Here is a 25688-nt window from a genome sequence, read left to right as displayed (position 1 = left end):
CTGTCTAATCGCTGCCGTCCAGGCGCCCGGCCAGAGATGTCACAAAGGCCTGCCGGGGCGCTTCCCGGGCAATCTCCTCGCGCAATTGCTCTGGCGCCGATTCTCCATTCCCCCGGTAATGGCTGGCCACGAGAGCCCAGAAGCGTTGCGGAAATTCCAGCAAGCCGAGCAGCAGTTCCCGCTCCAGCGCGCTCAGATCGCGCACCTGCCGGTAGGCGTCGACGAGTTGACTCGCCGACTCGACATCCCAATCGCGCCTGTCGGCCACGCGCCGCATAAACTGGGCCAGTTCCGCAGCCGGCAAATCGAGTGAACAGCCGTCCCAGCCAGTGGCAAGGAGCCGGTTGCCTTCCATGTGCAGGTTCTCTTCCCGCCAGTTACGGTGACAGATCGTCCAGTTGTTGCCGGTCACTGGCTTCATCAACGCGTCAGTGACACGGCGCAAGGACCGAACCGCCCTTTGTTCAAATTCCGGCCCCCACTCGCTCAGCACGTCGTCAATTTCACCGGCGCGACGCTTCATCTGGGCCAGTTGCCGGTACCAGAGCAGGGTTTCCCGACGTTCGGCCAGCGCCTTGAGCAATCGCCCCACTTGGGCAGTGGCTTGTTCTGGGCCGCCCGGAAAGCCTTCGCCGCTCCGGTGGATGGCGGCCAGCGTTTGAGCCGCCTGTCGCAGGTCTTCGTCACGGCGGAAGTCCGGGCTTCGACCGTTCAGCCAGTCGGTGAGGACATAGGTGTAGGGTCCGCGCTGCGCAAAGGGACGGCCGTCACGGGTGCGAATGAACCGGCTGGCGCGCCGGAAGCCGCGATCGGCCAAGTGTTCCAGCATGGCATGGGTTCCGGCCACCTGATCGGCTTTTTCCTCATGCCGGTAGAAGGCCTTCATCCCCCGGTTCGTTTCCAGACGCCAGAACCCCCCCTGCCGTTCTGCCGCCGTCACTGAATAGGGATACTCTTGCAGGGCATCCATATCCCATTTGGACAGTTTCGACCGTTCCTGCCCGTCACGCATGGTCATCTCCCCTTTCCGGAGTGCCGGAGCCAGGATTGATGCCATAGTATGCAGGTGACCCACCGCCTGTGTTTGTCAGGGAAAATAAAATCCCCGAGTCCCTGTCCAGAAACTCGGGGGTGCGCTTCAATCGACTCCCCAGGGTTTATTTATTTTTCGTCAAGCAGTTTTGCGCTGTTCGGGAGATTGGCGCAATCACATTACCCCTAATGAAGTTCAGCCAACGCTTCGGCGGCGCGCTCCGTCTGGATGGCCGCCAAAGAGTTTTCCCATTTGCCGCAGCGATCGCCCCAGCGGGCGATAGGTCGCTCCGACTCGACGATCTCGATGACCTCACAGAGGTTCGGACAGTCGCCGCATTCCCAGGATCCGGCCCGCACGTCCTCACTGGCCATGGCAAACCCTTTAAATCGCGTCAAACCGCCGGCGCGTTGTACGGTCTCGCGGGCGAGCAGCGCCGCGCCGACAGCGCCCATGACTTTATGGTGTTCAGGCACGACCACCGGGTGGCCAAGGGCTTTTTCAAAGGCCCGCTTCATGCCTGCGTTGGCCGCTACGCCGCCCTGAAAGACGATGGGACCTTCGAGGGCCTTGCCCTTGCCGAGGTTGTTGAGGAAATTGCGCACAAGGGCCTCGCAAAGGCCGGCGATGATATCGGGCAAGGCGTGGCCCATCTGTTGCTTGTGGATCATGTCCGACTCGGCGAAGACAGAACAACGGCCGGCGATGCGCACCGGGTGATCGGCCCTTTCCGCCAACCCGCCGAACTCTTCGATAGGCAGTTGCAGCCGCGCCGCCTGCTGATCGAGGAAGGAACCCGTTCCGGCGGCGCAGACGGTGTTCATGGCAAAATCGGAAACGACGCCGTCTCGGAGCAGGATCAGCTTCGAATCCTGACCGCCGATCTCCAGGATCGTCCGGACGCCGGGGACGAGTTGACCGGCCGCCACAGCGTGGGTGGTGATCTCGTTCTTCACCACATCGGCGCCGAGGATCACCGATGCGAGGGTGCGGGCCGAACCGGTCGCCCCCACCCCGCCGATCTGTTCGTCCCTGTAGCGCCGGGCCAGGTCGGCCAGGCCTTTTTGGATCATCTCCAAGGGGCGGCCCTGGGTGCGCAAATAATGGGCCTCCCGCACCTCGCCCCTTTCATCGAGGAGGACCAGATTCGTCGATACGGAACCGACATCAACGCCGAGGTACAACGGGTTCTGGTTGTCGCGCTCACGGATCATCTTGCCGCCTGCTCCTTCCTGTGCTTGCGCCGCTCCAGCATGTCTACAAAAGCCTCCAGCCGGGTCATCAGGCCGGCCTCGCCGGTCTGCTCATCCACGTAGATGGTCAGAATCGGAATGTCATAATCCTTTTCCACACGGGGGAGGACAGACTGGGCCACAATCTCCGGCATACAGGTGAGGGGCCCCACTTGGATCACGCCGTCGAAGCCTTCCTGGGCATACTCGATGGCGCCACCCACCGATTCCTGACCATGGCCGCCGACGCCGCAACTCAGGTAGGGCGTCGCCAGCTTGCGCGTGTGGCGATGGCCTTTGACCGGAAGCAGTCCCTTGAAGAGGTGTTCGTTCACCCATTCGCTCAGGTAGAGAGAGCGGCTGACCTCAACGCCGAGGCGGCCCAGGCTTTTTTCCATAAAGCCGTTTGAGTAGGGCTCCAAGACGGTGAAGATCTCGCCGACGATGCCGATCCGCACCGGTCTGCCTGTGTGATCGAGGGGAAGGGCGGCCATGCGGCTCAGATAATCGTCCCGGCATCGCTGAATCGTTTTCACCGAATCGGCCTTGTCGATGGCCTCGCATCCCCACTGGTACACCCGGTCCACATCGCCGCGGTTAAATTCGCGGCAACGGAGACGGGAAGCTTGCCGTTCCAGGTCATCGAGGGCTTGACACTTGACAAAGGCCAGGCGGATCGCTTTGATCACGCGCCACCAGGAGTGGGCGCCGGTGAGGATCTTGACCCGATTGAGCAGTTCGCCGATGTGGTTGTCCGGCGGTTCGAGAACGACCATGCGTAGATCGATCCCCATGTCGGTCAGGATCTCCCGCTGGACTTGATTGTAGTAGCCGAATCGGCAGGGACCGATGCCGCCGGCCATGATGACCGTATCGGCGCCCCGCTCGGCCGCTTCGATGAAGTTGCCGATGTTGAGCTTTAAGGGCAGACACGCCGATTCGGGCGCATAGCGCACCCCCAAGGAGAGGGTGCGCTTGGTGATCGGCGGCGGAGGAACAACCTCTAAGTCGAGTTCCTCCAGAAGCGCCTTGACGACGATACCCATGTTGCCCATATGGGGGAAGGTGACTTTCATGTTCGAACTCCTAAATCAGTTAGTTAAACGAATATTTTTGGCTATGTTACATCGATGCAACTATGTTTTCCCCCATTACCTAGAACAATATGCCTCCTTTACTCTTCATTCATGCACGATCATGCTGGCTTCCAAAGGGCTGGATTGAAACATAGGAACGCACAGCGCTCATACCACCTTAACTATTCAAATCTGAAATAGCAAAACTGATGGTTTCACTTTCTGGCTGATTATCGCAATCCAACCTAAATTCCCTCTTTTTGACATCGTTCACGATATGAAAATAAATACTCTTGCCTTTTATACTGATGTCATTTGCATCAATCCGAAAACTTTTATCCCCTGGAGATGGATTTATGATGAAATTTCCGTAGTCCTCCGAAACAATAGCAATATTTGCGCATGACTCATTATCTTCTAAGGCTAAGATCAATTCATCTTTATCATCTCGGTCGATCACATTAGCATTTTTCCTGGCTAATATTTTTGCGTCGCTATGGTTTTCCATAAAACGACTAAGTAGAGCATCTAGATTAATCGATTGATTATCTTTTTCTTTTACGACTTCCTGTGTTTTTACTCCATAAAGGCATCCCGATAAACAACTCGTTAATGTCAGAAAAATCAATAATATCCTTTTCAATTTAATCCCTCCTTTTATGTATTATACCATTTTGATGCTATCTACCAGAACGGAACATAGGCGGATCGACCGAAGATTCCAATGAATAAGCATCAACAGCCCCGACCGTGTCATCCATGGTCGGGGCTCACTGCCTTTTACGTAACTATGGGGCTAATCCTAAGCCTCGGTCATGAGGACGCGCCATGCCTTTCATCCCTCCGCTGCCGTCGCCGCCTCTGCCGTCTCCCGGCGACGAGCCACCAGGTCGATAAACGCCTCCAGCCGTGTGACCACGCCGGCTTCACCGGTGTGCTCGTCGACAGTAAGCAGCAGGTAGGGCACATTCCCGAGCCGGCGGGCGTGGCGCTCCACCATCTCGCCGACGAGGCTGTCCGGTCCGCAGCCGAAAGCCGCCACGTAGATCAGGCCGTCTATGGGTCCCTTCAGCAGGTGCAACGATCCGCCGAGCATCTTCTGTCCGAAGGACCAGAACAGCCGCTTGGGCAGGTGGCATGTGGCCTGACGCGTCTTTTCCTCCGTCACGGCCATGGGCGTCACCACCCGAATGCCGCGCGACTTGAGTTTGTGAAGGAGATTCATGCTGGTAAAAGGGTCGAAAAGCTGGTAGGGATGGCCGGCGACAGCGATCCGCGGCTCTTCGCCTGTGAGCGGTTCGCGGTGACGGGCCGGCAACCGCGGCAGCAGGCCGCCCGGTTCCAGGACGCGCCCGGTCTTCTCCCAACGAGCCAGGGCCGTGGGCGGATGCTCGCCTTGCAGCAACCGACTCTCAAATTCATCCTGTGCCTTGCGGGCCACCTTGAGCGCCTCCCGGGCGCGAGCCCGGGAGAAATTCAATTTCCCGGCCGCTTCGGTCAAGGCCTTCTCCCATCCTCCGCCGGGATGACGGGTGTTGACATCGACAATCAAGAGCGGCGGGTAGCCGCCGTCAAAGGCGGCCGCCCCGCGGATCATATCGGGCAAACCCAAAAACTTCGGACAGAGGTAGGTTTTGGGCTGGACGCTGATCATCCGGGGCGCGAAAACATGGTCCGCTTTCCCCGCCAAGGCCTTCACATGGCCATAATACATCTTCACGGGAAGGCAGGCTTCATCCACAGCTGCGCGCACGCCCTGGTCAAGGAGCGCCTTGTTGGTCGGCGGCGACAGGATGACGGCGCAACCCAACGCTTCGAAAAAGGCCCGCCACAGGGGAAGGTACTCATAGTAGCCGAGCGCCCGGGGGATGCCGATGACCGGCGGCCCTTCCATCTCCGCTCGGGGCGGGCCCATCGTCAATACCGACGTGATCTTCACCGTCTGGCTCCTCCCACTTTCGACTTCACCCAACTCCACAGCCCCCGCCGGTGTTTACGCCACCGTAGAGGTTCCAGAAGGCCCGTGTAATCCGGTTCTCCGACAAAATCTGTCTCGCCGGTCAGTGTCTCGCCAGCAGCGCGAGCGTTTTGGTCGCCATGACCGCTGTGGCCCATGCCATGGCGACCACCATCACCGTGGCCCCGTTGATCGTCGCCGGCGATCCCGGCGCTCTTGGCTCCGGTGCGATCCTGCCCCGGACCTTTTTCGCCCACATTGCCATACTGGGCTTTTCCGGCCACCGCCTTGCCCGAAGTGTCGCCGCCGGCGGAACCGGCATAGGGATCAGGCAACCGGTCAGGATCGATCGGATCGAGCAACTGCGGCCGGAGCCGTTTGGCCGGAACGGGCGCCCGCAGGAGCGCCACCGGGATCATTTGAACGTTCGTCGGCGCTATTGGCCAGAAGTAGGGGCGGCCAAAGGATTTTGTCCGCATGACAAGGGCCAGGAAGGCGGCGATGCCGACCAAGAAACCAGGCAACCCGAAAACAGCCACCATCACGATCAAAAAGAGGCGCACGAGACGGTTCGCCTGCCCCAGTTCGTAAGACGGGGTGGCGAAGGTGCCCACCGCCGCCAGGGCCAGGTAGAGGATGATCTCGGGATTGAAGAGACCCACATTGATGGCCACTTGGCCGATCATGAAGGCGGCGATCAAGCCGAGGGCCGTCGCCAGCGGCGACGGCGTATGGACCGCCGCCATGCGCAGCATGTCCAAGCCGACTTCGGCGATGACCACCTGCGCCACCAGCGGGACGCTGCCCATCTTCTTCGGACCGATGAAGGAGAGCCATGGCGGCAGCAGATTCGGATCGAGGGCGTACATCAACCACAGCGGCAGAATGAACAGGGAGGTGAAGATGGCGGCATAACGCACCATCCGCAGATAGACGCCCACCGGCGGGTTCTGCCGGTATTCCTCAGCATGTTCCAGGTGGTGAAAAACGGTGACCGGCGCGATCATCACTGATGGCGACGTGTCCACAATCACCAGCACGTGGCCTTCGAAGAGATGCATGGCCGCCACATCAGGGCGCTCCGTGTAGCGCACCCGTGGGTAGGGGTTCCAATCGCCCTGGGTGAGAAACTCCTCCAAGGTCTTTTCCGCCATGGGCAACCCATCGATGTCAACGGCGTTGATCCGGTCCGTGATCTCTTGAACCAGGGCTGGATTGGCAATATCTTCAATATAGGCAACGGCAACATCTGTCTGGGAGCGCCGCCCAACCTGGAGCAGTTTGAAGCGCAGGCGCGGGTCGCGGACGCGCCTGCGAATCAGGGCGGTGTTGGTGACGATGGTTTCGGTAAATCCGTCGCGGCTGCCCCGGACGACCCGTTCGATGTCCGGCTCTTCCGGTTGGCGCGCCGGCATCTGGCGGGCTTCGACGACGATGGCCTTCTTTTCGCCGTCAAAAAGGAAAGCCACCCGCCCGGAGAGGATATGGTAGTAAACCTGCCGCAGTTTCGCCTCTGTCGTGACTTGAAGGTAAAAGAGGTGGTGATCCATCAAGCGGTCAATGTCGAAGTCACCCTTTTCCTTCGTTTCTTTTTCGAAGGCGTCCAGGGACTTCATGATCTGGAGCAGATCGAGGTCTTTCGTAAACCCGTTGACATAGTACATGGCCGTTTTTCGGCCGGCGATCTCCATCTCGCGACAGGCAACGTCAAAACCGACATTGACGCCCAACTCGGAGTTCATCTGGAGGATATTCGTCTTTAGATCGGCGACCAGTTCTTCCTCTGAGAGCACCGTCTGCCGCAGTTCTTTTTTTGTCTGCTCCTGCTTCTTCGCTTTGCTCATTCAATCGACTCCATTGTTCCCGGCCCGCCGCAGGATCTCCAGCAAGGCCTGGGTGGTAATGGGCGCGCCGCGTCGCACGTGATCGGCTCCCTGCATCTTCCCCGTGTCGCCGGTGCCGATGATCACCGGAATGGACAACTGGGTCAGCGTCTCCACCGTGTCCCCTTCCAGGTAGCGGTTGCCCGGCGCTTCCGGGTATCCGTTCTTATCGACAGGGCCATCGATCCGCCGTCCGTAGCGGTCGATGGAGTGAGCCACAGCGATCCCTTCGGCGCCCAACGTGTTGGAAGCCACCGCCACAGCGCCGATCAACTGGATCCGCTCATCGTGGCCGATCTCCCAGAGCGCCTGTTCCCCCTCCCCCATTCCAACAACGCCCCGGTCATCGACCATGATGACGACAGGATCGTGGGGCGTCGACAGGATCATCTGGGCCAGCTTTTTGCCGGTGACCGGTGTCGGGTTGCCCGCCGACAGAGAGATGCACCGCCCACCGATGCGTCGTGTCGCCGCCTCGACGGCCTTCTTGGCCACCTTGTCGCCGTCGGTGATGACGATGACCCGTCGTTTCTTGGCCGTTGCCCCCGGCATGGGCCACACCTCCCCGCCTAGTATGATTCGTTATTCCCACTTTTTATGCGCAAAAAAAGACCTGCCGGGATTTCCCGGTCAGGTCCCTGTGTCCAAACGAGAATGGCTTCATTTGGCGGTTTCTCTCCCCGCCAAGTCCACCAGGCGCCCACACCGCCAAGCAAAACCAACAGCAATAGTCCCACGACCCAATAGCGTTTCTTTGGCGCACTCACAAACTTCACCACCTACATAAAATGCGATGTGCGTCTGCGCGATCGTCGCTATAGCGGGTTAGACTATGTATCTTCTCCATTCATTCCTTTGCGCCTTGGTGAAGCCGCCTGTCTTATGACCCCTTCGGCCCTTTCACCCCTGTTGCTTTTATGATTTCCCTTTCCTTGCTGCTTATGCCCCATCCTGTCGGGGCGGCGTTTGGCTCAGCATCTCACGGATCTTTTTCAGCGCCGCCCGTTCAATCCGTGAGATCTGCACCTGTGACAGCCCCACCAGGTTCGCCACCTCGGTCTGTGTCTTGTCCTGAAAAAAACGCATCTCCAGGATCTCTCGCTCCCGCACGGCCAGCCGGGACATCACATCCTTCAGGGCCAGGTGATCAAACCAGGCGCTTTCCTCCGTCCCTACAGAGGCCAACTGATCCAGGAGAAAGATCGGATCGCCGTCATCCTGGTAGAGGGTCTCATGGATGGACGTGGGCAGTTGGACCGCCTCCAGCGCTTCCACCACATCCTCCACGGGGAGGTTCATCGCGCCGGCGATCTCCTGGACCGTCGGCTCCCGTCCCAAGGAGCCGTTCAATTCCTGCCGGATCCGGTGAATGCGCTGGGCCACCTCCTTATAGGAACGGCTGACCTTGATCGGGCTGTCATCGCGGAGAAATCGCCGGATCTCGCCCACTATCATCGGCACGGCGTAGGTGCTGAAGCGGACATTATAAGACAGATCAAACTTATCGATGGCCTTGATCAAGCCGATAACACCGATCTGGAAGAGATCCTCCAACTCATAGCCCCGGTGCTGAAACCGTTGCACCAGATTGAAAACAAGCCGGAGATTGCATTGGATCAACCGTTCCCGGGCATCGCTGTCGCCGTCTCGGGCCCCTTTAAGGAGACGGGTCGTCTCCTCCTCGCCAAGCAGTGGAAAGCGAGGCAGGTTCATCTCCGAAAGCCGCTGATTCATGGCCTCCCCCGCCTCACTGCACGGCCTGCATCGCTTGGCGGCAGGCCTTGTACATGCGCACCCGCGTGCCGCGTCCCACCTGGGAGTCCACATCCACCTTATCCATAAAAGATTGCATGAAGACAAAGCCCATGCCCAGCCGATCGCCGAGGGTCGAAAAAGCCGGTTCCATCGCCTTCGTCACGTCCACAATCCCGCGCCCATAATCCTCCACAATCACCTCGAGCCCTTCCGGCTCGGCGGTGATCGTCAGATAGACCAACCCGTTGGGCCGGTTCTGGTAGCCGTGCAGGATGGCGTTGGACACGGCTTCTGAAACGGCGACTTTGGCGTCATCCAGATCGGTCAAGGTAAAGTCCATCCCGGCGAGCATGGTGGCCACAATCACCCGGGCCAGAGCGATGTTCTCCGGAATGCTGGGAAACTCCAGTTTGACCTGGTTTCTTGTCTTCACCCCGTCTTCCCTCCCTCCAACGACCGCAGCGCTTCCGCCTCGTTGGCATACCCCTCCATGAGTTTGTACATGCCCGAAAGCTCAATGATGCGACGGACCGACTGGTTGGGACCGGCCAGCGCCACTTTGCCGCCCTGCGCCTTGACCCGCTTGTAACGGCCCAGGATAAAACCGATGCCCGAACTGTCGATAAACTCGACGCTGCGCAGGTTAAAGACGAGATGCTTGGCCTTTTGGCGCTCGATCTCCTTATCGAGGCGCGGCCGCAGCGCCTCAGCGGCGCACAGGTCGATCTCGCCCTGAAGACGCACCACCAGCGCGTTGCCGTTGCGGTCTATATCCAAATCCACAGTGGTTCACCGCCTTTTTGTCATGCCTTATTTTTCCATTTCGACAGCCTAATGGAAAATCCTCTTTTTGAATAAAAAAACGGCGAAGGCGCCTTCTCATCACACCTTCGCCGTTTCTTTATCCGAATTGTCGTTAAGGGCCGCTCATTTCCCTGCTGTTTCTCAGGGACCTCTGCTGACTTGATCCGTTTCCACAGGGTTAGCGGATCCCGTACATGCCCTGCCAGATCTTCGTCAGTTCCATTTGAATCGTGCCCCGTGGCACATCCTCCTTGGCGACGAGATTGAGGCGGCTGACCTCTTGCCCATTTTGCAGGATAACCAGATCGCCAAGCTTCTGGCCTTGCGCGATGGGGGCTGTGGCATAGGGTTGAATCTCAACACGTGATTCGATGCCCTTCTCTTTGCCGCGCTCGACGACGAGCCCCGGTTTGCCCTGGGCCACCACCTGGACCCGTTCTTTGCGTCCCTTGCCCACTTCAACCTCACCCAAGGTCTCTCCCGGTTTGGCCACCGTCTTGAAGGTATACCGGGAAAAGCCGTAGTTGTACAGTTTCATCGACTCCTTAAAGTGGCCCCGGATCTCGGGAACACCGAAGACGGAAGCGATCAGCCGCAGGTTGTCTTTTTCGACCGTTGAAACGAGGCAGTACTTGGCCTCGCTCGTCCAGCCCGTCTTGAAGCCGTCTGTCCCCGGATACCACCAGAGCAGGCGGTTGTGGTTGTCCAGTTGCATCGGTTTGGGGCTGTTCTCGCGGATCTTGTAGTGTTTGATGGCGACCAACTGCATCAATAGGGGATGCTTTAAGGCCTCCCGGGCGATCATGGCCATATCATAGGCCGAGGTGTAGTGGTTTTCCACGGGGAGCCCGTGGGGGTTCGCAAAATGGGTGTCCTTCAGGCCAAGCGATTCGGCCTTTTTGTTCATCTCATCCACATAGGCCTCATAGGAGCCGCTGATGTGTTCGGCCACAGCCACACAAGCGTCGTTGGCGGAATGGACGGCGATGGCGGTCAGCAGGTCGCGCATGCCCATCTCTTCCCCCGGTTCCAGATAGATCTGGGATCCGCCCATCTCAAAGGCCCGCTGGCTGGTGACGACCTTGTCGTCCATGCTGGCCTTGCCCTGTTCGATCGCATCAAAGGCGACAAGCAAGGTCATCAGCTTGGTTACACTGGCCGGCGCCACCCGTTTGTGGGGATTTTTCTCGAAGAGGATGGCGCCGGTCGCCGGATCCATCAGCACCGCTGAATCGGCCTGGGTCTCCAAGGGCGCCGCCGCCCAGGCTGGAACCGGAAGCAGGGAAGCGAGGAAAAAGAAAACCATGATCAACGAAAGGCGGAACGTCGTGCGCTTCAATGATCCTTCCCCCTCTGAAAGTCCGTCTGTTCTTCAGACTCATTATTTCCAGGGGGGAATGCGGTCATTCCATGTCAGCAGGGATGTACCGGTAGCGCCGGCCAAAACCGCTGCGGTTGTCGGTGATGTAGACCTCCTGGGCCGCAAACCGGTACAATTCGTTCTTCCGCAGTTCCAACATCAGCCGAGGCTCACGCAGGAAACGGCCGAAGAAGGAAAAGCGCGCCCCGAAGGCGGCTGTCGCCCAGGAACGCTCCTTCCAATCGGTCACCACCGCCAGCGTTCCCGCCATCTGCAGGCCCCGGATGGCGCCGTAATCATCGGGTTCATTGTAAATGGCCGCCGCCGCCGCAACCGGCGTCTCCGCCGTAGCGGCGGCATGGCGCGACGAGGGGCTGGAGAAAAAATAAAACTGAAAGTCCCGGTGGATGTAGTAAACCGGCGCCAGCCAGGGACCTGGCGCCGGTTCCTCTGACACAACCGCCAGCGCCATCGCCCGATGTTCTGCGGCGATCGATTCGGCCAACCGGCGCAACTCCGCCGGAGCCGGTTCCAGTGGTTTCATCGGATGATCGCCTTCCGTCTGTTCATTCTGCTCTCCGGGATTATGTTCGAAGTCATTTTTGGACGGGCCACTCCCCGTCGGGATAGACCTCTCCCAGGATCAATGGCGGCTTTGCCCATCCTTCTCGCTCGTGTCGGTCGCCACGTCCGATGGTGTAGGCGTCGCCGAGGGCCTGCGCCGCCCCTTGCCAGCGGTCGTCGTTGGCAAAAATCTCGGCCAGCTTGTCGCCCGCTTCCACGGCATCGCCGATGCGCCGGTGAAGGACGACGCCGACAGCCGGGTCGACGGGGTCCGCCTTCCGGGTTCGCCCCGCTCCGAGCAGCGCCGCCGCCCGCCCGACAGCCATGGCGTCAAGGGCGGTGACGATCCCCGCCTGGGCAGCGAAAAGGGGCCGCCGGATCGCCGCTTGCGGCAACAGCCGTTCCGGCTCATCGACCACCCGGCTGTCGCCGCCCTGGGCCTCGACGAAGCGGCGAAACCGGTCGAGGGCGGCGCCCGATAGGAGGGTCTGTTCGGCCAAATCCAGCCCGGCCTCGACCGTGTCGGCCTTGCCGGCCATCCAGGCCAGCCGCGCCGCCAGTTCCACTGTCACCTCGCGCAGGTCCGTCGACAGGGGACCGAAACCACAGTCGTCGCGGTTGGCGAGGATCGCCGCCGCTTCAGCCACCTCGAGGGCATTGCCGACGGCGTTGCCGAGGGGCTGTTCCATCGCCGTGAGCAGCGCCGCCGTCCGCCGCCCGAGCCGCTGACCGATGGCGACCATGGCCCGCGCCAATTCCCGCGCATCGTCGATGTTTTTCATGAAAGCGCCGCAGCCCACCTTCACATCGAGCAGGATGGCATCGGCGCCGGCGGCCAGTTTTTTGCTCATCACGCTGGAGGCGATCAGGGGGATCGACTCGACCGTGGCCGTCACATCGCGGAGGGCGTAAAGTTTCTTGTCGGCCGGCACGAGATCGGCCGTCTGTCCGGCCACGGCGACACCGATGGACCTGACCTGGGCCAGAAAATCCTCCCGGCTCATATCGATGGAAAGACCGGGAATGCTCTCCAGCTTATCGAGGGTTCCTCCCGTATGCCCCAACCCGCGCCCCGACATCTTCGCCATGGGAATTCCCATGGCGGCCACGAGCGGCGCCAGGATCAGCGTCGTCGTATCGCCGACGCCGCCGGTGCTGTGCTTGTCCACCTTGACGCCGGGGATGGGCGACAGATCGATCGTCTCGCCCGATGTGACCATGGCCTCTGTCAAGGCCGCCGTTTCCGCCGCCGTCATCCCTTGAAGAAAGACAGCCATCGCCCAGGCCGCCGCCTGGTCCTCTGTCACAGCATCGCCCTTGGCAAAGCTGTGGATGAAAAATCGGATCTCTTCGGCCGTCAATTCCCCGCCGTCACGCTTTTTGGCGATGATGTCATAGGCCCGCATGGCGCACCTCCGCGATCGCCTGCCCCACGCCGAGGGTCGGCAATTCAAGCCAATCAAGCACCGTTTCACCCAGATCGGCAAAGGTGGACCGGATCCCCAGAGGGATGCCCGAAGGAATCTGCTGCCCCGTCACCAGCACCGGCACATACTCACGGGAGTGATCCGTCGAAGGGGTCGTCGGATCGCAGCCATGATCCGCCGTTACCAGCAATAGGTCTTCCGGCTGCAGCGCCGCCAGGATCTCCGGCAGACGGCCGTCAAACTCCTCTAATGCCCGGGCATAGCCTTCCGGGTCGTTGCGGTGGCCATAGAGCATGTCAAAGTCGACCAGATTGGTCATGATCAGCCCCTGCGCCACTTCTCGCATATAGTCCAGGGTGCGGTCGACCCCCTCCATGTTCGAACGGGTCGACACATGGCGGGAGATGGCCTGTCCGGCGTAGATGTCGTAGATCTTGCCGACGGCGGCCACCTCCCGGCCAGCCTCGGCAATGACGTCAAAGACCAACCGGCCCGGCGGTTTCAGCGAATAGTCATGGCGGTTCGTCGTCCGCCGGAAGGCCGTGGGCACGCCAACAAAGGGACGGGCGATGACACGGCCGACGGCATGGTCGCCTCGCAGGATGTCGCGGGCGATCTGGCAGTAGCGGTATAGTTCCTCCAATGGGATGACCTCTTCGTGGGCGGCGATCTGAAAGACCGAGTCGGCTGACGTGTAGACGATGGGCGCGCCCGTCGCCATGTGCTCCTCGCCAAGGCGCTCGATGATCTCTGTCCCCGAGGCGGCTACATTGCCGAGGGTGCTGCGGCCGATGGCCTTCTCAAAGGTCTCCATCACCTCCGGCGGAAAACCGTCGGGGTAGACGGGAAAGGGCTTGTCCAGGATGACACCGGCCAGTTCCCAGTGGCCTGTCGTCGTATCCTTGCCTGGCGCCCGTTCGGCCATCTTGCCAAAGAGCCCGTCCGGCCGTTCCGCCGGCGACACGCCGGCGATGACGTCGATATTCCCCAGTCCGAGTTTGGCCAGGTTGGGCAACCGCAAGCCGCCGACAGCCCGGGCGATATTGGCCAAGGTGTGGCTCCCCCGGTCACCGTAGCGATCGGCGTCCGGCAGTTCCCCGATGCCCACACTGTCCAGCACGATGAGAATGACGCGCTTTTTCATTGTCGTCTCCCCCTCTTCCGCCAACATTATATTTCAAAGACTATGTTCTCTCCCGCCACAAAGCGACGGCGCTCACGGGTTGCCTTCGGCGGGCGCCAGACGCCGGGCGGCGCGCCGCGACCCTGTCAACCGCCTCGCTTCGCCTTGATCGTCAGGCGAGCCCGGGGGTGGCTGCGGTCGTAAACCTCCCGCAAGTGCCCTGTCGTCAAGTGGGTGTAGATCTGTGTCGTCGACACATCGGCATGTCCAAGCATCTCCTGAACCGCCCGCAAATCAGCGCCGTTCGATAACAGATGGGTAGCGAAGGAGTGGCGCAGCGTGTGGGGCGTGACCTCCTTCGTGATCCCCCCCTCCGCCGCGTAGGCTTTGAGGATCTTCCAAAAGCCTTGCCGGGTCAGGGGCTTGCCCCGCTGGTTCAAAAAGAGATGCTTTTCCGCCCCATGTCCCGTTAGTGTCCCGCGCGTCCGGGCCAGGTATTCTTCAATCGCGGCGGCGGCCAGACCGCCCAACGGAACGATCCGCTCCTTCAGCCCTTTGCCGATCACCCGCACCAGTCCCAAGTCGAGGCGGACCTGATCGACTGTCAGGGCGATCAACTCACTCACCCGCAATCCACAGGCGTACATCGTTTCCAACATGGCCCGATCGCGCAACCCAATGATCGTCCGCGGCGGCGCCTGCAAGAGGGCCGTCACTTCCTCCACATTCAGCACATCCGGCAGGGGGCGCTGCAACCGGGGCCCGTCAATCAACTCAGTCGGATCGTCCCGGCGGATGCCCTCATCCAACAAAAAGCCGAAATAGCCCTTGATCGCCGCCAATCGTCGCGCTCGTGTCGCCGCCGACAGTCCGCGCCGGTGGGTTTGGTAGAGATAGTCCTGCAGATCGGAACGGTTCACATCGCCTGGATCGCCGATGCCCCGGTCTGTCAAAAAGACGGCCAGATCCGCCAGATCGCGGCGATAGGCCTGAATGGTGTTTTCCGACAGCCCCCGCTCCACCGCCAAATGGGCGAGAAAGGCCTCCCCATGCCGCATCGCGCTCATCCCCTTTGGCCTAGATTTCGACCTATCGCTGGTTCTTTCCTCCCATGACCCAAACCGCCCAGGGAGGACGAAAAAAGGAAGACCGGGTCCCTGTTCGGCAAACCCGGTCATGCTCATTCATCATTATGCAACAACAGTCAACAAGGGGGATCGCTTTGGTCCGCCGGTTTCGCCCGTAGACCAATGCCCTCGGCCATCGCCCGCCGGGCCGCCGCCGCCAATCGCCCTTGCAGGGCTTCGGGAGAGAGGTAGAAATCCCGTGCGTATTGCGATGCCGCATGGTCAATGGCCGCATCCATCCAGAGGGGCATTTGCCTCTCCTTTTTGCCCAGCAACGTCGCGATAGCGACCTGCCAGGCAGGGCTGTCATGTATATCGCGGATCTCATCCTGGTCGATCAACCGTTCAACCTCCCAGGTCAGGTGAAAGGCCCGCGAAGTGGCGAGACAAAAGGCGATCGCGCCGCCCCCCAGCGCAATCGTAAGCAGGCCGGCCCAGTGTCGCCAATCGCCCTCGTCAGAGGCAGCCATGGAGCCGGTGACCAGGGCCGCTACGCCCATCGCCGCGACGAGGAGAATCAGCCAGCAGCCTGTGGATCCCAACTGGAGAAAAAACCGGATCGCTGCCCCGTAGTCGGCGGTGAGGCCACCGCTCAGCCATTCTCTCATGTCCATCCACCCTTACTTCTTGTCCCTCCTTATTTCGCGATATATTTTGAAAAACCTTTGTTTAAATAAATTATAATGATTGCTTTTACTTCTGGGCCTGGCGAAACCGTTCGTAATCACAGAGAATATCGGGCCTCGTCTTCAAAAACTCGACGAAATCGGTCAGACAGACCAGCGTTTTTGCGCCCACCGTGTGCTCCATCTTTTCCGTCTCCTGGAGCACCTCTTCCGGCAATCCGATCAGGCGCAAAAAGGCTTCGATCGTGTTGTGACGGCGCAACAAAAAACGACCCGCTTCCCGGCCTTTTTCATTGAGCACAATGATCCCATACTTTTCGTACTTCACCCAGAGCGCTTCCGCCAATTTCTGGACCATTTTCGTCGCCGACGGCGGCTGCACATTCAAGGCCGCCGCCAAGTCATGGATGCGCGTGAATCCCTGTTCCTGACACAGCCGGTAGATCATCTCCAGGTAATCTTCCATCGACGCTGTCAGGCAATCCTCTTCCTTTTTCATGTACTCGCGAAAGGTAAAAAACTCGTCACCGGCCATGGCGCCACCCCTTCTGCCCGCATCGCCCCTGCCTCGGGTTTGCGCCGTTCAAGGTTTTTTCGATGTCCATTCCTTCCATTTCATCACAAACTGTTCCATCAGCGGCGTTTCCTTCTGTTCCACCCGCAAGGGCTGTCCTGTCGGTCGTTCTTCCTTCGGCACGGTCGAAACGGACGTTTCGCTGTAATTTAAAAAAGGAGGGACCAGCAACCCCAACAGAAGAAGAGCCACCAGCACCCGCACGATCGTCCGGATCCGGCGCCGCACCTTCGTGACAAGCACAAGCATCATCGTCGCTTCCTCCTTGCATGCGTTTTCTTTTCCTCTCTTTGCGGCTTCCTTGTGTAAGGGCGTCGTCGCCAGGCCAAACTACCTCCAGTCGACTTGTTGAAAGGAGGGACTTTTATGGCCCGACGCCGTTACATTGTCTCCCGCTCGATGACCAACTCCGATGCCGCCACCTCCTCGACCACGGCCACCACACAGAACGAGCAGTTTGTCGAGGGACTGCAGCAAAACCTGCCCGATTACGGCAAGCCGAACATGAGTGGCGCTGAGAAGGGACTCTCCGGCAGCGTCCGTCCCACCTGGGAGATCTATCCCGGGGAATAAAACCGGTCCGTTCCCCTTCCTCGTCTGACCACCGCGAAAGAGCCCTCTTTCCGGTGGCCCTGTTTTTTTATGGGACGATTTTCTGTTCATCGAATAAACAAGCGCAACAATCCCGGTGTGACGTAGGCGTCGATCAGTCCCGCGCCGGCCCCCAGCAACAGCGTTCCTACGCCGGCGCCGGCATATTGAAGGAGAGTCCGGCCCAAGGAAGTGGCTTGGTAGGGCCGCCGGCCTCGGGCCAAATGAAGGGCTAAGGCCAGGGCCATCCCGCCCGATAAAACAAGGGCCGGCAAAAAAAGGAGACTCGCTGGCGCTAACGCCAGCAGCACAATAACCCACCCGTCGCTCGCGCGCGACAGCAGCAAAAACCCGGCCGCAAAGCCAAGAACAAATCCCCGAAAAAAGAGCAGCCCGGCGATCAAGGGGATACCAAGCGCGGTTAAACCGAGCAACACGATCAGGCCCAGCGTCTCCACGTTGCGCATCACCGCCGGTTCAAGCAGGGCCTGGGTTACCGCGCCTCCTTTGATTCCCTGCAAGGTTTCAAGCAGCTTCACCTGCAATTCGCTTGCCTGGCCCGGAGGCAGGTACTTGGCCGACAGGGCGCCGGCGGCTGTCCCGCAGGCGATGGTCGCCAACGCCAGCGCATAGAGGCCCCAATGGGTATTCAGATTCCCTTGTCCCATCCCACCTGCGCCGCCATGAAACAGGATCGCCACCTCGGCCAGCCTTCCTTCCCTCTGCCATGTTATTTAATGCTTATGGTCGAGTTAGCCTGTTCATTACAAAGCTGACTCCCTTTGAAAAACGATGCCCGCTTGAAAAATCAGTTTCGCATTTTGAACCTCCCATCCTTCGCCTTTCGAAAGTTCTTACTTGCACAAAACGAGCAGGAATGCTACAATTAAATTACTCCCTATGGATCTGGAAGCACCTACGCTTCCCCCCAGCCAGTGTTGGCCGGGGGTCTTTTCTTTTTCTCCCTTTTGCAAGCAAATCAAAAAGCTGACCCTGCGTGAATGAGCAAGGTCAGCTTTTTCTTTTCGTATCAACGAACCTCTACGCGGCCAAAACGCCCGCCGCCGCCGTCGATCCAGGCGATCTCCCCGCGCCGGTGAGCGAGTAGGGTTTTGGCCAGCTTCGGACCGGCAGCAGCGGCGATCTCCTCGTCTGTCGCCCGGTGGAGCAGGTTCATCTCCGTGCCAAAGCAGTCAAGGAGCTTCTGCATCGCCTTCGGTCCCACACCAGGGAGGAATTCGAGGGGAACCTGGTGGATATAGGGCGGTCGCTGAACCGATGATGGCAAGAAATAGCTATCGGAAGAGGTGTCCACCGCGGTGTTGCCGGAAGGAGCGGCGCCCGCTGGGAAGCAGCCACCGGAATGGCGCATCGAACCATTGCCATACCGGGCCAACCACTCGATGCGGTCGAGCACGCCCGGCGTCAACTGGGGGGCGCCACAGCGCGCGCAAGGACCGAAATAGGGCGCCGGCCTGTCGACGATGAGCTCACAAACGGGGCAGGCGCTGCGGTGATACTTGCCCAAGCGGGGATCAAGGCCGTAGTTGGCCGCTACCCGCCGGCCTTCCTGGCGGCGAAGCGCCATCGCCCACTCACGGAAATTGGCCTCTGCCAGTTCCAGGGCGTTGTACTCGCGGGCGATCTTCGGCAGTGAATGGGCATCCGAATTGGAGAGGAAGGTGAAGCCGCCCAGACCCGGGATCCGGTCGGCCAGGGCCGTATCGGCCGACAAGCCCAGTTCCATCGCCGGAATCCGGGCCAATTGGCGGTCGGTAAAGGCCTCTGCCACATCGTCCACCCCCTGGCCAAACAAGCCCTTGTGCGGTGTAAAGGCATGGGCCGGCAGGAAGATCCCTTCGAGGGCGACAACCTCCTCCAGCATATCGTCTGCGCGGCAGCGGCAGTGCTGGGAACTCAGGTTTGGGTTGGTCACCCAACGAGACAGTCGCCGTGAAAAGGCGCGCAAGGCTTCCAGGGTCGGAAAAAAGGCGAGAAAATGAGCCGGTCCGCGCTGCTCCTCTGTCTCCACCTCCGCCCCGGCCAAAAAGACAAGGCCCCCATGAAAACGGAAGCCGCCGCCAGACAGTTCCTCCAGTTCTCCCCGCTGTAGAAGCCCTTCCAAATCGGCCAGGACGGGCGGGCAGGCGGCATCGACGATCCCCACCAGGTCGAGACCTTTGCGCTGTTGCCCTTCCCGAAGCGCCGCCGCCAGGGTGAGCCCCTTGGCGGCGGTAATTTTAATGGGCCGCCCATCAGCGGAGCGGCCCAAGTGGACGTGAAAATCGCCGTAATAGGTTTGCATCAAGCCTTTTCCTGTTCCAACCACTGGGCCGCCTTCAGCAGGCCGATGATCGACTTGGCGTCCATGATCTCGCCCGTTTCAATCATCTCCAAGGCCGCTTCAAGGGGGACCACCAGGGGCTCAACAAACTCATCTTCATCGGGGCGGCCATCGGAGACGTGGAGATCACGGGCGATAAACAGATGCATCTCTTCATCGCAAAACCCGGGAGAAGCGTAGAAGGTGATCAGCGGGTCCCAGAGCCGGGCCGAGAAGCCTGTCTCCTCCGATAATTCTCGTTTGGCGCACTCCAGCGGATCCTCATCGTCGGAGATTTTTCCCGCAGGGATCTCGATGGACACCTCTTTGATCGCATGTCGCCACTGGCGGATCAGAACAACCTCCTTGCGCGGCGTCAAGGGGACGATCGCCGCTGCGCCGGGGTGTTCCACCACCTCCCGCGTCGACGTGGCGCCGTTCGGAAGGATAACGCGATCCTTGCGAAGCCGCACAAAGTCGCCATCATAGAGACGTTCGCTTTCCAGGGTTTTTTCTTTCAGGTGTTCCATGTCTACTCCTTTCGAGACTACCCAAAACAGTTACTTGACCGCCTGGCGGATGATCTCCAGCACAAAGCGGGCGCTTCCCACCAGCGCATCGATCGGGACAAACTCTTCTTTTGTATGCACCTTCTCCATGCCGATGGCCAGATTGGCCGTCGGCACTCCCGCGCCATTGTAGATGTTGGCGTCAGATCCGCCGCCCGTCGGCAGCAGCTTCGGCTTCGCCCCCATCGCCACGGCGGCTTGCAGGGCCAGGGCGACCACCGGATCGGCCTCTGTCAAGCGGTATCCGGGGTAAACCCTGCGGACCTTCACCTCGGCCCGGCCGCCCATCTCGCGGGCGGCTTGTTCAAAACATTCCACCATATGGCGCGTCTGCATGGCCAGCTTTGCTTCGTCAATGCTGCGGGCCTCTCCGGAAATGGTGACCCGTTCGGGGACGATGTTCGTCGCTGTGCCGCCGTTGATCATGCCGATGTTCGCTGTCGTCTCCCCATCGATCCGGCCTAATTTCATCTTGTGGATCGCCCGGGAAGCGATTTTGATGGCGCTGACCCCCTCTTCCGGACAAAAACCGGCATGAGCCGTCCGTCCATGGAGGACAGCTTCCACATTGTCTTGAAACGGCGCGGCATTGATGATATCACCGATCGTTCCGCCGGCATCGAGGACATAGCCCATGGTCGCCTCCAACCGCTTCGTGTCAAAGACCTTCGCCCCTTTGAGTCCGCCCTCCTCTTGAACCGAAAAGACCACCTCAATGGTGGGGCGTTCCTCGCCCGTTTCCAGGATCACCCGCAAGGCCTCCAAGATGGCGGCGATCCCCACTTTGTCGTCGCCCCCCAACACCGACGTCCCATCGGAATAGATGACGCCGTCGCGAATGACGGGACGAACCCGATCACAGGGCACAACCGTATCCATATGGGCGCTGAAAAAGAGCGCCTTGCCAGGCGCCGTCCCCTCGAGACGAGCATAGAGGTTTCCGGTGTTGCCAGGGATTTTAGCGCCGGCATCGTCCTCGATAACCGTCAGCCCCATTTCGCGCAACGTCGCCATCAGCCGGTCAGCAATCTCGCGCTCCTGCCCACCTGGCGACGATATGGCGCAAAGTTCCATAAGCTCCTGTACGATGCGTTCGCGTTGGATCACGCTCCCACACGCTCCCTTTCTTTTATCTTTCTATCCCATCAATCGGCTCATCCAGCTTACCCTCATGGACGAGTTGGAGAAAAACCTCGACCACAGCGGGATCGAATTGAACGCCGCTGCAGCGGGTAATTTCAGCAAGGGCCCGCTCCTTTGGCAAGGCCCGGCGGTAGACCCGGTTGGCCGTCATGGCCTCATAGGCGTCGGCCACCGCGATGATTCGAGCGCCCAATGGAATTCCCTCGCCAGCCAAGCCCTCCGGATATCCCTTTCCATTATACCATTCGTGATGGGCTGCCACGATGGGCGCGAGATCGCGAAAATCGGCGACCTGGTTAATGATCTGTTCGCCGATGGTGACATGCATTTTGATCTCCGCGTACTCTTCATCATTCAACGCTCCCGGTTTGCGCAGGATATTGCTGTTGACACCGATCTTGCCAATATCATGCAACAGGGCCGCTGTAGCGATTCGTTCCAACTGATCGCCATCCACCTTCATGCGTTCTGCAATCCTCCATGCATAGCGATGGACAAACTCAGAGTGGCCTCTCGTATATGAATCTTTGGCGTCGATCGCCGCCACAAAAGCCTGCACGACAGCCAAATAAAGATCTTTCTGTTTTTTATAGAGAGTGGCATTTTCAATGGCGTTGCCCACCTGGGCCGCCAAAACACAGATCAATTCGATCTCATCATCAGCAAAGACATTCGGCTCAGCCGCAAAGACCGTCAGCGTCCCCATCATCCGACTGCCGCTGCTCAAGGGCGCCGACAGGGCGCAGACCATGCCTTCGGAGCGAAACAGCGGTTCACAGGCATCACCGGCCTGTTGGTCCTGATAATAGAGGATCGGTGATCCCGTGCGAATCGCCTTCCCCATAAAGCATTCTTCCACAGGCAGATGTTCCTGTTCAATCGCCGAAAAGCCCCGGCTGGCGACAGCCTGCAGAAGCCCTTGATCGTCAAGGATATGGACAGCGCAGGCTTCTACCTTCATCACCGTCGTCGCCAGTTCCAGCACAGCCGGCAAGACCTGGGGCAGTTCGATCGACGAATTGACGGTGCGGGTCACTTCTGTCAAGGCGGTCAACTCATCGGCCCTCCGCTCCAGTTCCAGGCGGGTCCGGCGCATGTCATCGGCCAGGTAGCCGGCCATGGCCGCCGTCGCTCCCAGCATAAGGGCTTGCAGGAAGAAGTCGCCCCAGTAGTTTTGTGACGACAGGGTGACGGCAACAAAAAGGAAGATGGCGGCGACAGCCGTCTGAAGGCCTCCCCGGAGACCAAACTGAACGCTGCGGGTGGCGATGACAAGGATATAGGCCAGGTAAAACAGGCTGTCCGAACGCCCGCCTGTCCAGTAAATAAAAGCGGTGATGGACAACAGATCGATCACCGTGGCTAGGGCAAACAACCGGTTCACCTGTCGAGGCTTCCGGCGGATCAGCAGGTACAAGCCGGCGCTGTAAACGCTAAAGAGGGAGATCATGGGCAGCAGTCGCAAGCGAATCGTTGGCTCGGGATGAAATAGGATCCAACCCAACGCGGCGATCACCGCGCCGGCCCGAAGGAGCGCATAAAGGGAATATTCGGGATGTGTACTGCGCATATGCAACCTCCCGCTCCTCTCCCCGTTCCGGGGAAGATCAAACAAACACCTTAACCGATATTTCGCCGTTTGGCTCCCGTTTCCCTCTTCCGCGGCATGGCTCAATCTCACAAGCTTCCATCATAACGAGAATAACGAAATAACGACGGACTTTCAGACCAATTTCCAAAAAAAGCAACCGGGAGTTTTTCCCGGTTGCTTGCATGTTCACTCATGATCTCGCTTTTTGGATGGATTCAAATCTTAAACCTGCCAACAGTCTTTTTCAGCTCGTCGGCAATGGCATTGGCTTTCTCAGCGCTACTGGCGATCGTATCCATCGCCGCCGAGGTTTCCTCCGTCGAAGCCGCAACCTCTTCCGCATTCGCCGCCGTGTTTTCGATCACCTGGTGCAGCGATTGAATCACCTCAACCATACGGGTTGAGTTGTCTACCTCCTGGTCGGTCATTGCCGCGATCGTCTCAACGTCGCGCACCGTATCGGTGACAGCCTTGAGGATATCGGTCAAGACATCGCCCGCCTTGTTGACCACACAAGCGCCCTGTTCGACCTCTGACCGGCTCTGTTGCATCGCCCTTACTGCTGCGGCGGTGCTTTCGGCGATCTTGCGAACCAGGGCGGACACCTCACCGGCGCCTCGGTTCGACTGTTCAGCCAGTTTGCGCACCTCATCGGCTACGACAGCAAAACCCCTGCCCATCTCACCGGCCCGAGCGGCCTCGATCGCAGCGTTTAAGGCCAACAGGTTCGTTTGATTGGCCAAACTGGTGATGGTGTCGGTGATCATTCCGATCTGCTGGGAGTATTCACTGAGGGTGCCGATATGATCCTCTGTTTCCAATGTCTTATGTTTGATTTTCTCCATACATTCGACCGTTTCGTTGATCGTATCCTTCCCGGTTTCGGCCGCCTGAGAAGTGACCCGGGATTTTTCGGCAGCCGCCAACGCCTGTTCTTTGGCCGAACGGATCAGTTCCGACAGATCGCGCAGCATCTGGGCGGCGTCGGCGATCGATTCATTGCCGGTGCTGGCGTCGCGGGCGACATGTTGTATGTTGTCGGCAACCTCGGAGGCGGCTCTGGACACATGATCGCTCGATGTGGCGATTTTTTCAAAGGAAGCGGCCAATTCCACCGCCGTTTTATGGACGGTGCCGACCATCCTGGCTTGGTTTTCGATCATCTGGTTGAACAACCCGGTCAATTCCCCGATCTCATCGGCGCTATCGCTGTCTTTGACCCGGGTCGTCAAGTCGCCCTCAGACAATCCTTTGACAGAGTCCACAATGTCTTCCAGCGGCTTTCCGATAAACTTCTGGACCATAAGATACATGATGATAACCGTCAGGATCAGCGCCACAATCGTGACTCCGGTATTGATCAGGGCGACCTTCTCTTTCGAAAGCCCATCCAGCGACGCCGCCACACTGATGGCGCCCCGGAACTCGCCCAGCTTATAGCCTTCCTTTTCATGGCCAAAGGGATCTTTCTGGCCTTTCGGTTCGCCGTGGCAGGCCAAACAGGCTTCCTGAATGAAGAGGGGCTTGCTGTAGCGAAGAATGCGGGAACCGTTGGAATCGAGGACTTCCGAATACTCTTCCAATTTGGGGTTTTGGCTGTACTTCTGGAGCATCTGTTTTTCCCAACCGTCAGGGGCATCCTTGGCATTGCGGTATTTTTCGGAGGTGTATTTGATCGTAAAGTTGGGAGCTTCAGGGCGCTCGCCTGTAATGTGCTTTGCCAGGAAGGTCTGCAAATTTGCTTGTTGTTCCGCAATCGCCTTCGATTCCTGGATTTTGGTGCGCTCCGCCGCCCTGACAAACATGTCCGGCAGGATGGTGATCGCCACGGCCATCACCACCAGCAAGGGAACCATGCCCAGGATAAATTTGGGCGCTAGCTTCAGTCGTTTGTACATAGCAGTTGCAGACCTCCCTCAATGCTGTCAAATGATAGTTTTTTCGAATCTTTGTTAAATCTTTTATTCGCCGCTGATGTTTTTTCTCCTTCTTTCTCTTGACAATCTCCGGCTGAAAATACGCCTTTAAATGAGAAAAGCGAGTCAAAGAGACTTGACCCGCTTTTCGATGAAAAATCTTCACTTATAGGGATTTAATCGCAAAAAATTCAGAATAAATGCAATTAGACCAGGGAAAGAAAGCCGCCCTCTCGGCAACCTTACCCGACCTTCTGCCCCAAACGCAGCTTGTCGGCCACCATCGCGATAAATTCGCTATTCGTCGGCTTGCCCCGCTCCAGGTTGATGGTGTAACCGAAGAACTTTGACATCATCTCCACATTGCCGCGATCCCAGGCCAGTTCAATGGCATGACGGATGGCCCGTTCCACACGGGAGGGCGTCGTCGTATACTTCTGGGCGATCATCGGATAGAGTTCCTTCGTGACCGCTCCCAGCAGGCTCACCTCATTGATGACCATCAGGATCGCGTCGCGGAGATACTGGTAGCCTTTGATGTGAGCCGGCACACCCATCTGGTGGATGATGTTGGTCACTTCCACGTCCATGTTGCGCGGGCGCATGATCGGAGGTTGTGACACAGGTTGGGGAATGCTGGCGGGAACGCTTCCACTGGTGAGCTGGCGGACCCGGTTGCCGAGAATCTCCAGATCAAATGGTTTCAGGATATAGTAGTCGGCCCCCAATTGAACGGCCCGTTGGGTCATTGATTCCTGCCCGAAGGCGGTCAAGATGATGATCCGTGGCCTCTTCGCCAGGTTCATGCCAGCCATGCACTCCAGGACGCCGATCCCGTCCATGTGGGGCATGATGATATCGAGGATGATCAGATCCGGTTCTTCCTGCTGAATCAGTTTGAGCGCCTCTTGCCCGTTATTGGCCACGCCGGCCAGATCCAAGTCTTCCTGTTGAGATATGTAGTCTCGTAGAATATCACAGAATTCTTTGTTATCATCAGCGATAATCAATCGA

The 25688-nt window shown here is 59.1% G+C and carries 26 protein-coding genes; 1 reads left to right on the top strand and 25 read right to left on the bottom strand.

Going from position 1 to position 25688, the window contains the following annotated elements; all coding sequences use genetic code 11:
• Positions 1-4: 4 nt before the first annotated feature.
• The 18 genes from GTO89_RS00130 to GTO89_RS00045 form a co-directional block, all read right to left on the bottom strand.
• On the bottom strand, positions 5-1012 hold the full coding sequence (locus tag GTO89_RS00130) for a protein kinase family protein (protein WP_161260034.1): 1008 nt from the start codon (positions 1010-1012) through the stop codon (positions 5-7).
• Positions 1013-1218: 206 nt separating this feature from the next.
• Complete coding sequence (locus GTO89_RS00125; RefSeq protein ID WP_161260033.1) at positions 1219-2247, bottom strand: acyl-CoA dehydratase activase; 1029 nt, start codon at positions 2245-2247, stop codon at positions 1219-1221.
• Positions 2244-3341 carry a CoA protein activase gene (locus GTO89_RS00120; RefSeq protein ID WP_161260032.1) on the bottom strand — a complete coding sequence of 366 codons (1098 nt, stop codon included), beginning with the start codon at positions 3339-3341 and terminating at the stop codon, positions 2244-2246. Before GTO89_RS00120 ends, GTO89_RS00125 begins: the two co-directional genes overlap by 4 nt.
• 178 nt (positions 3342-3519) lie before the next feature.
• Positions 3520-3984 carry a hypothetical protein gene (locus tag GTO89_RS00115; protein ID WP_161260031.1) on the bottom strand — a complete coding sequence of 155 codons (465 nt, stop codon included), beginning with the start codon at positions 3982-3984 and terminating at the stop codon, positions 3520-3522.
• A gap of 192 nt (positions 3985-4176) precedes the next feature.
• Positions 4177-5280, bottom strand: coding sequence for an acyl-CoA dehydratase activase-related protein (locus tag GTO89_RS00110; RefSeq protein WP_328793834.1), 1104 nt, complete (start codon positions 5278-5280; stop codon positions 4177-4179).
• The gene (locus GTO89_RS00105) at positions 5277-7142 is read right to left on the bottom strand and encodes a spore germination protein (protein WP_161260030.1); all 1866 of its coding nucleotides are present in this window, start codon (positions 7140-7142) and stop codon (positions 5277-5279) included. Before GTO89_RS00105 ends, GTO89_RS00110 begins: the two co-directional genes overlap by 4 nt.
• Positions 7143-7733: a stage V sporulation protein AE gene (locus GTO89_RS00100; RefSeq protein WP_161260029.1), complete on the bottom strand. Its 591-nt coding sequence runs from the start codon at positions 7731-7733 to the stop codon at positions 7143-7145. It lies immediately after the preceding gene.
• A 387-nt stretch (positions 7734-8120) separates the two neighbouring features.
• Positions 8121-8915: an RNA polymerase sporulation sigma factor SigF gene (gene sigF, locus GTO89_RS00095; protein ID WP_161260028.1), complete on the bottom strand. Its 795-nt coding sequence runs from the start codon at positions 8913-8915 to the stop codon at positions 8121-8123.
• Between the two features lie 13 nt (positions 8916-8928).
• Complete coding sequence (gene spoIIAB / locus GTO89_RS00090; RefSeq protein ID WP_161260027.1) at positions 8929-9369, bottom strand: anti-sigma F factor; 441 nt, start codon at positions 9367-9369, stop codon at positions 8929-8931.
• A complete protein-coding gene (spoIIAA, locus tag GTO89_RS00085) occupies positions 9366-9719 on the bottom strand; it encodes an anti-sigma F factor antagonist (RefSeq protein ID WP_161260026.1) in 354 nt (117 codons plus the stop codon). Before spoIIAA ends, spoIIAB begins: the two co-directional genes overlap by 4 nt.
• A 199-nt stretch (positions 9720-9918) precedes the next feature.
• Complete coding sequence (locus GTO89_RS00080; protein WP_161260377.1) at positions 9919-11046, bottom strand: D-alanyl-D-alanine carboxypeptidase family protein; 1128 nt, start codon at positions 11044-11046, stop codon at positions 9919-9921.
• Between the two features lie 97 nt (positions 11047-11143).
• On the bottom strand, positions 11144-11644 hold the full coding sequence (locus GTO89_RS00075) for a pyridoxamine 5'-phosphate oxidase family protein (protein WP_161260025.1): 501 nt from the start codon (positions 11642-11644) through the stop codon (positions 11144-11146).
• Positions 11645-11696: 52 nt separating this feature from the next.
• The gene (locus GTO89_RS00070; protein WP_161260024.1) at positions 11697-13070 is read right to left on the bottom strand and encodes a thymidine phosphorylase; all 1374 of its coding nucleotides are present in this window, start codon (positions 13068-13070) and stop codon (positions 11697-11699) included.
• Complete coding sequence (locus tag GTO89_RS00065) at positions 13057-14235, bottom strand: phosphopentomutase (RefSeq protein ID WP_161260023.1); 1179 nt, start codon at positions 14233-14235, stop codon at positions 13057-13059. Before GTO89_RS00065 ends, GTO89_RS00070 begins: the two co-directional genes overlap by 14 nt.
• 125 nt (positions 14236-14360) lie before the next feature.
• Positions 14361-15272: a site-specific tyrosine recombinase XerD gene (gene xerD / locus GTO89_RS00060; protein ID WP_407929478.1), complete on the bottom strand. Its 912-nt coding sequence runs from the start codon at positions 15270-15272 to the stop codon at positions 14361-14363.
• Positions 15273-15418: 146 nt separating this feature from the next.
• A complete protein-coding gene (locus GTO89_RS00055; protein WP_161260021.1) occupies positions 15419-15949 on the bottom strand; it encodes a hypothetical protein in 531 nt (176 codons plus the stop codon).
• An 85-nt stretch (positions 15950-16034) separates the two neighbouring features.
• The gene (gene mntR / locus GTO89_RS00050; protein ID WP_161260020.1) at positions 16035-16502 is read right to left on the bottom strand and encodes a transcriptional regulator MntR; all 468 of its coding nucleotides are present in this window, start codon (positions 16500-16502) and stop codon (positions 16035-16037) included.
• A gap of 48 nt (positions 16503-16550) precedes the next feature.
• Positions 16551-16793: a hypothetical protein gene (locus GTO89_RS00045; protein ID WP_161260019.1), complete on the bottom strand. Its 243-nt coding sequence runs from the start codon at positions 16791-16793 to the stop codon at positions 16551-16553.
• 114 nt (positions 16794-16907) lie between these two features.
• Here GTO89_RS00045 and GTO89_RS00040 point away from each other — a divergent pair, with 114 nt between their 5' ends.
• On the top strand, positions 16908-17114 hold the full coding sequence (locus GTO89_RS00040; RefSeq protein ID WP_161260018.1) for a hypothetical protein: 207 nt from the start codon (positions 16908-16910) through the stop codon (positions 17112-17114).
• An 86-nt stretch (positions 17115-17200) separates the two neighbouring features.
• Here GTO89_RS00040 and GTO89_RS00035 read toward each other — a convergent pair whose 3' ends face one another.
• The 7 genes from GTO89_RS00035 to spo0A form a co-directional block, all read right to left on the bottom strand.
• Positions 17201-17833: a stage II sporulation protein M gene (locus GTO89_RS00035; protein WP_161260017.1), complete on the bottom strand. Its 633-nt coding sequence runs from the start codon at positions 17831-17833 to the stop codon at positions 17201-17203.
• Positions 17834-18162: 329 nt separating this feature from the next.
• The gene (locus tag GTO89_RS00030) at positions 18163-19437 is read right to left on the bottom strand and encodes an endonuclease Q family protein (RefSeq protein ID WP_161260016.1); all 1275 of its coding nucleotides are present in this window, start codon (positions 19435-19437) and stop codon (positions 18163-18165) included.
• Positions 19437-19985 carry an NUDIX domain-containing protein gene (locus tag GTO89_RS00025; protein WP_161260015.1) on the bottom strand — a complete coding sequence of 183 codons (549 nt, stop codon included), beginning with the start codon at positions 19983-19985 and terminating at the stop codon, positions 19437-19439. Before GTO89_RS00025 ends, GTO89_RS00030 begins: the two co-directional genes overlap by 1 nt.
• Positions 19986-20015: 30 nt before the next feature.
• Positions 20016-21131, bottom strand: coding sequence for a M20/M25/M40 family metallo-hydrolase (locus GTO89_RS00020; RefSeq protein WP_161260014.1), 1116 nt, complete (start codon positions 21129-21131; stop codon positions 20016-20018).
• A 22-nt stretch (positions 21132-21153) separates the two neighbouring features.
• On the bottom strand, positions 21154-22737 hold the full coding sequence (locus GTO89_RS00015) for an HD domain-containing phosphohydrolase (RefSeq protein WP_161260013.1): 1584 nt from the start codon (positions 22735-22737) through the stop codon (positions 21154-21156).
• Positions 22738-22973: 236 nt separating this feature from the next.
• The gene (locus GTO89_RS00010) at positions 22974-24656 is read right to left on the bottom strand and encodes a methyl-accepting chemotaxis protein (protein WP_161260012.1); all 1683 of its coding nucleotides are present in this window, start codon (positions 24654-24656) and stop codon (positions 22974-22976) included.
• A 260-nt stretch (positions 24657-24916) separates the two neighbouring features.
• Positions 24917-25688, bottom strand: a 772-nt coding sequence (spo0A, locus tag GTO89_RS00005) for a sporulation transcription factor Spo0A (protein WP_161260011.1), incomplete at its 5' end; no start/stop codon positions are given.

This window comes from Heliomicrobium gestii, assembly GCF_009877435.1.
In the GTDB taxonomy this organism is placed as follows: Bacteria; Bacillota; Desulfitobacteriia; order Heliobacteriales; family Heliobacteriaceae; genus Heliomicrobium; species Heliomicrobium gestii.
This window is presented reverse-complemented; position numbering and strand designations above follow the sequence as displayed.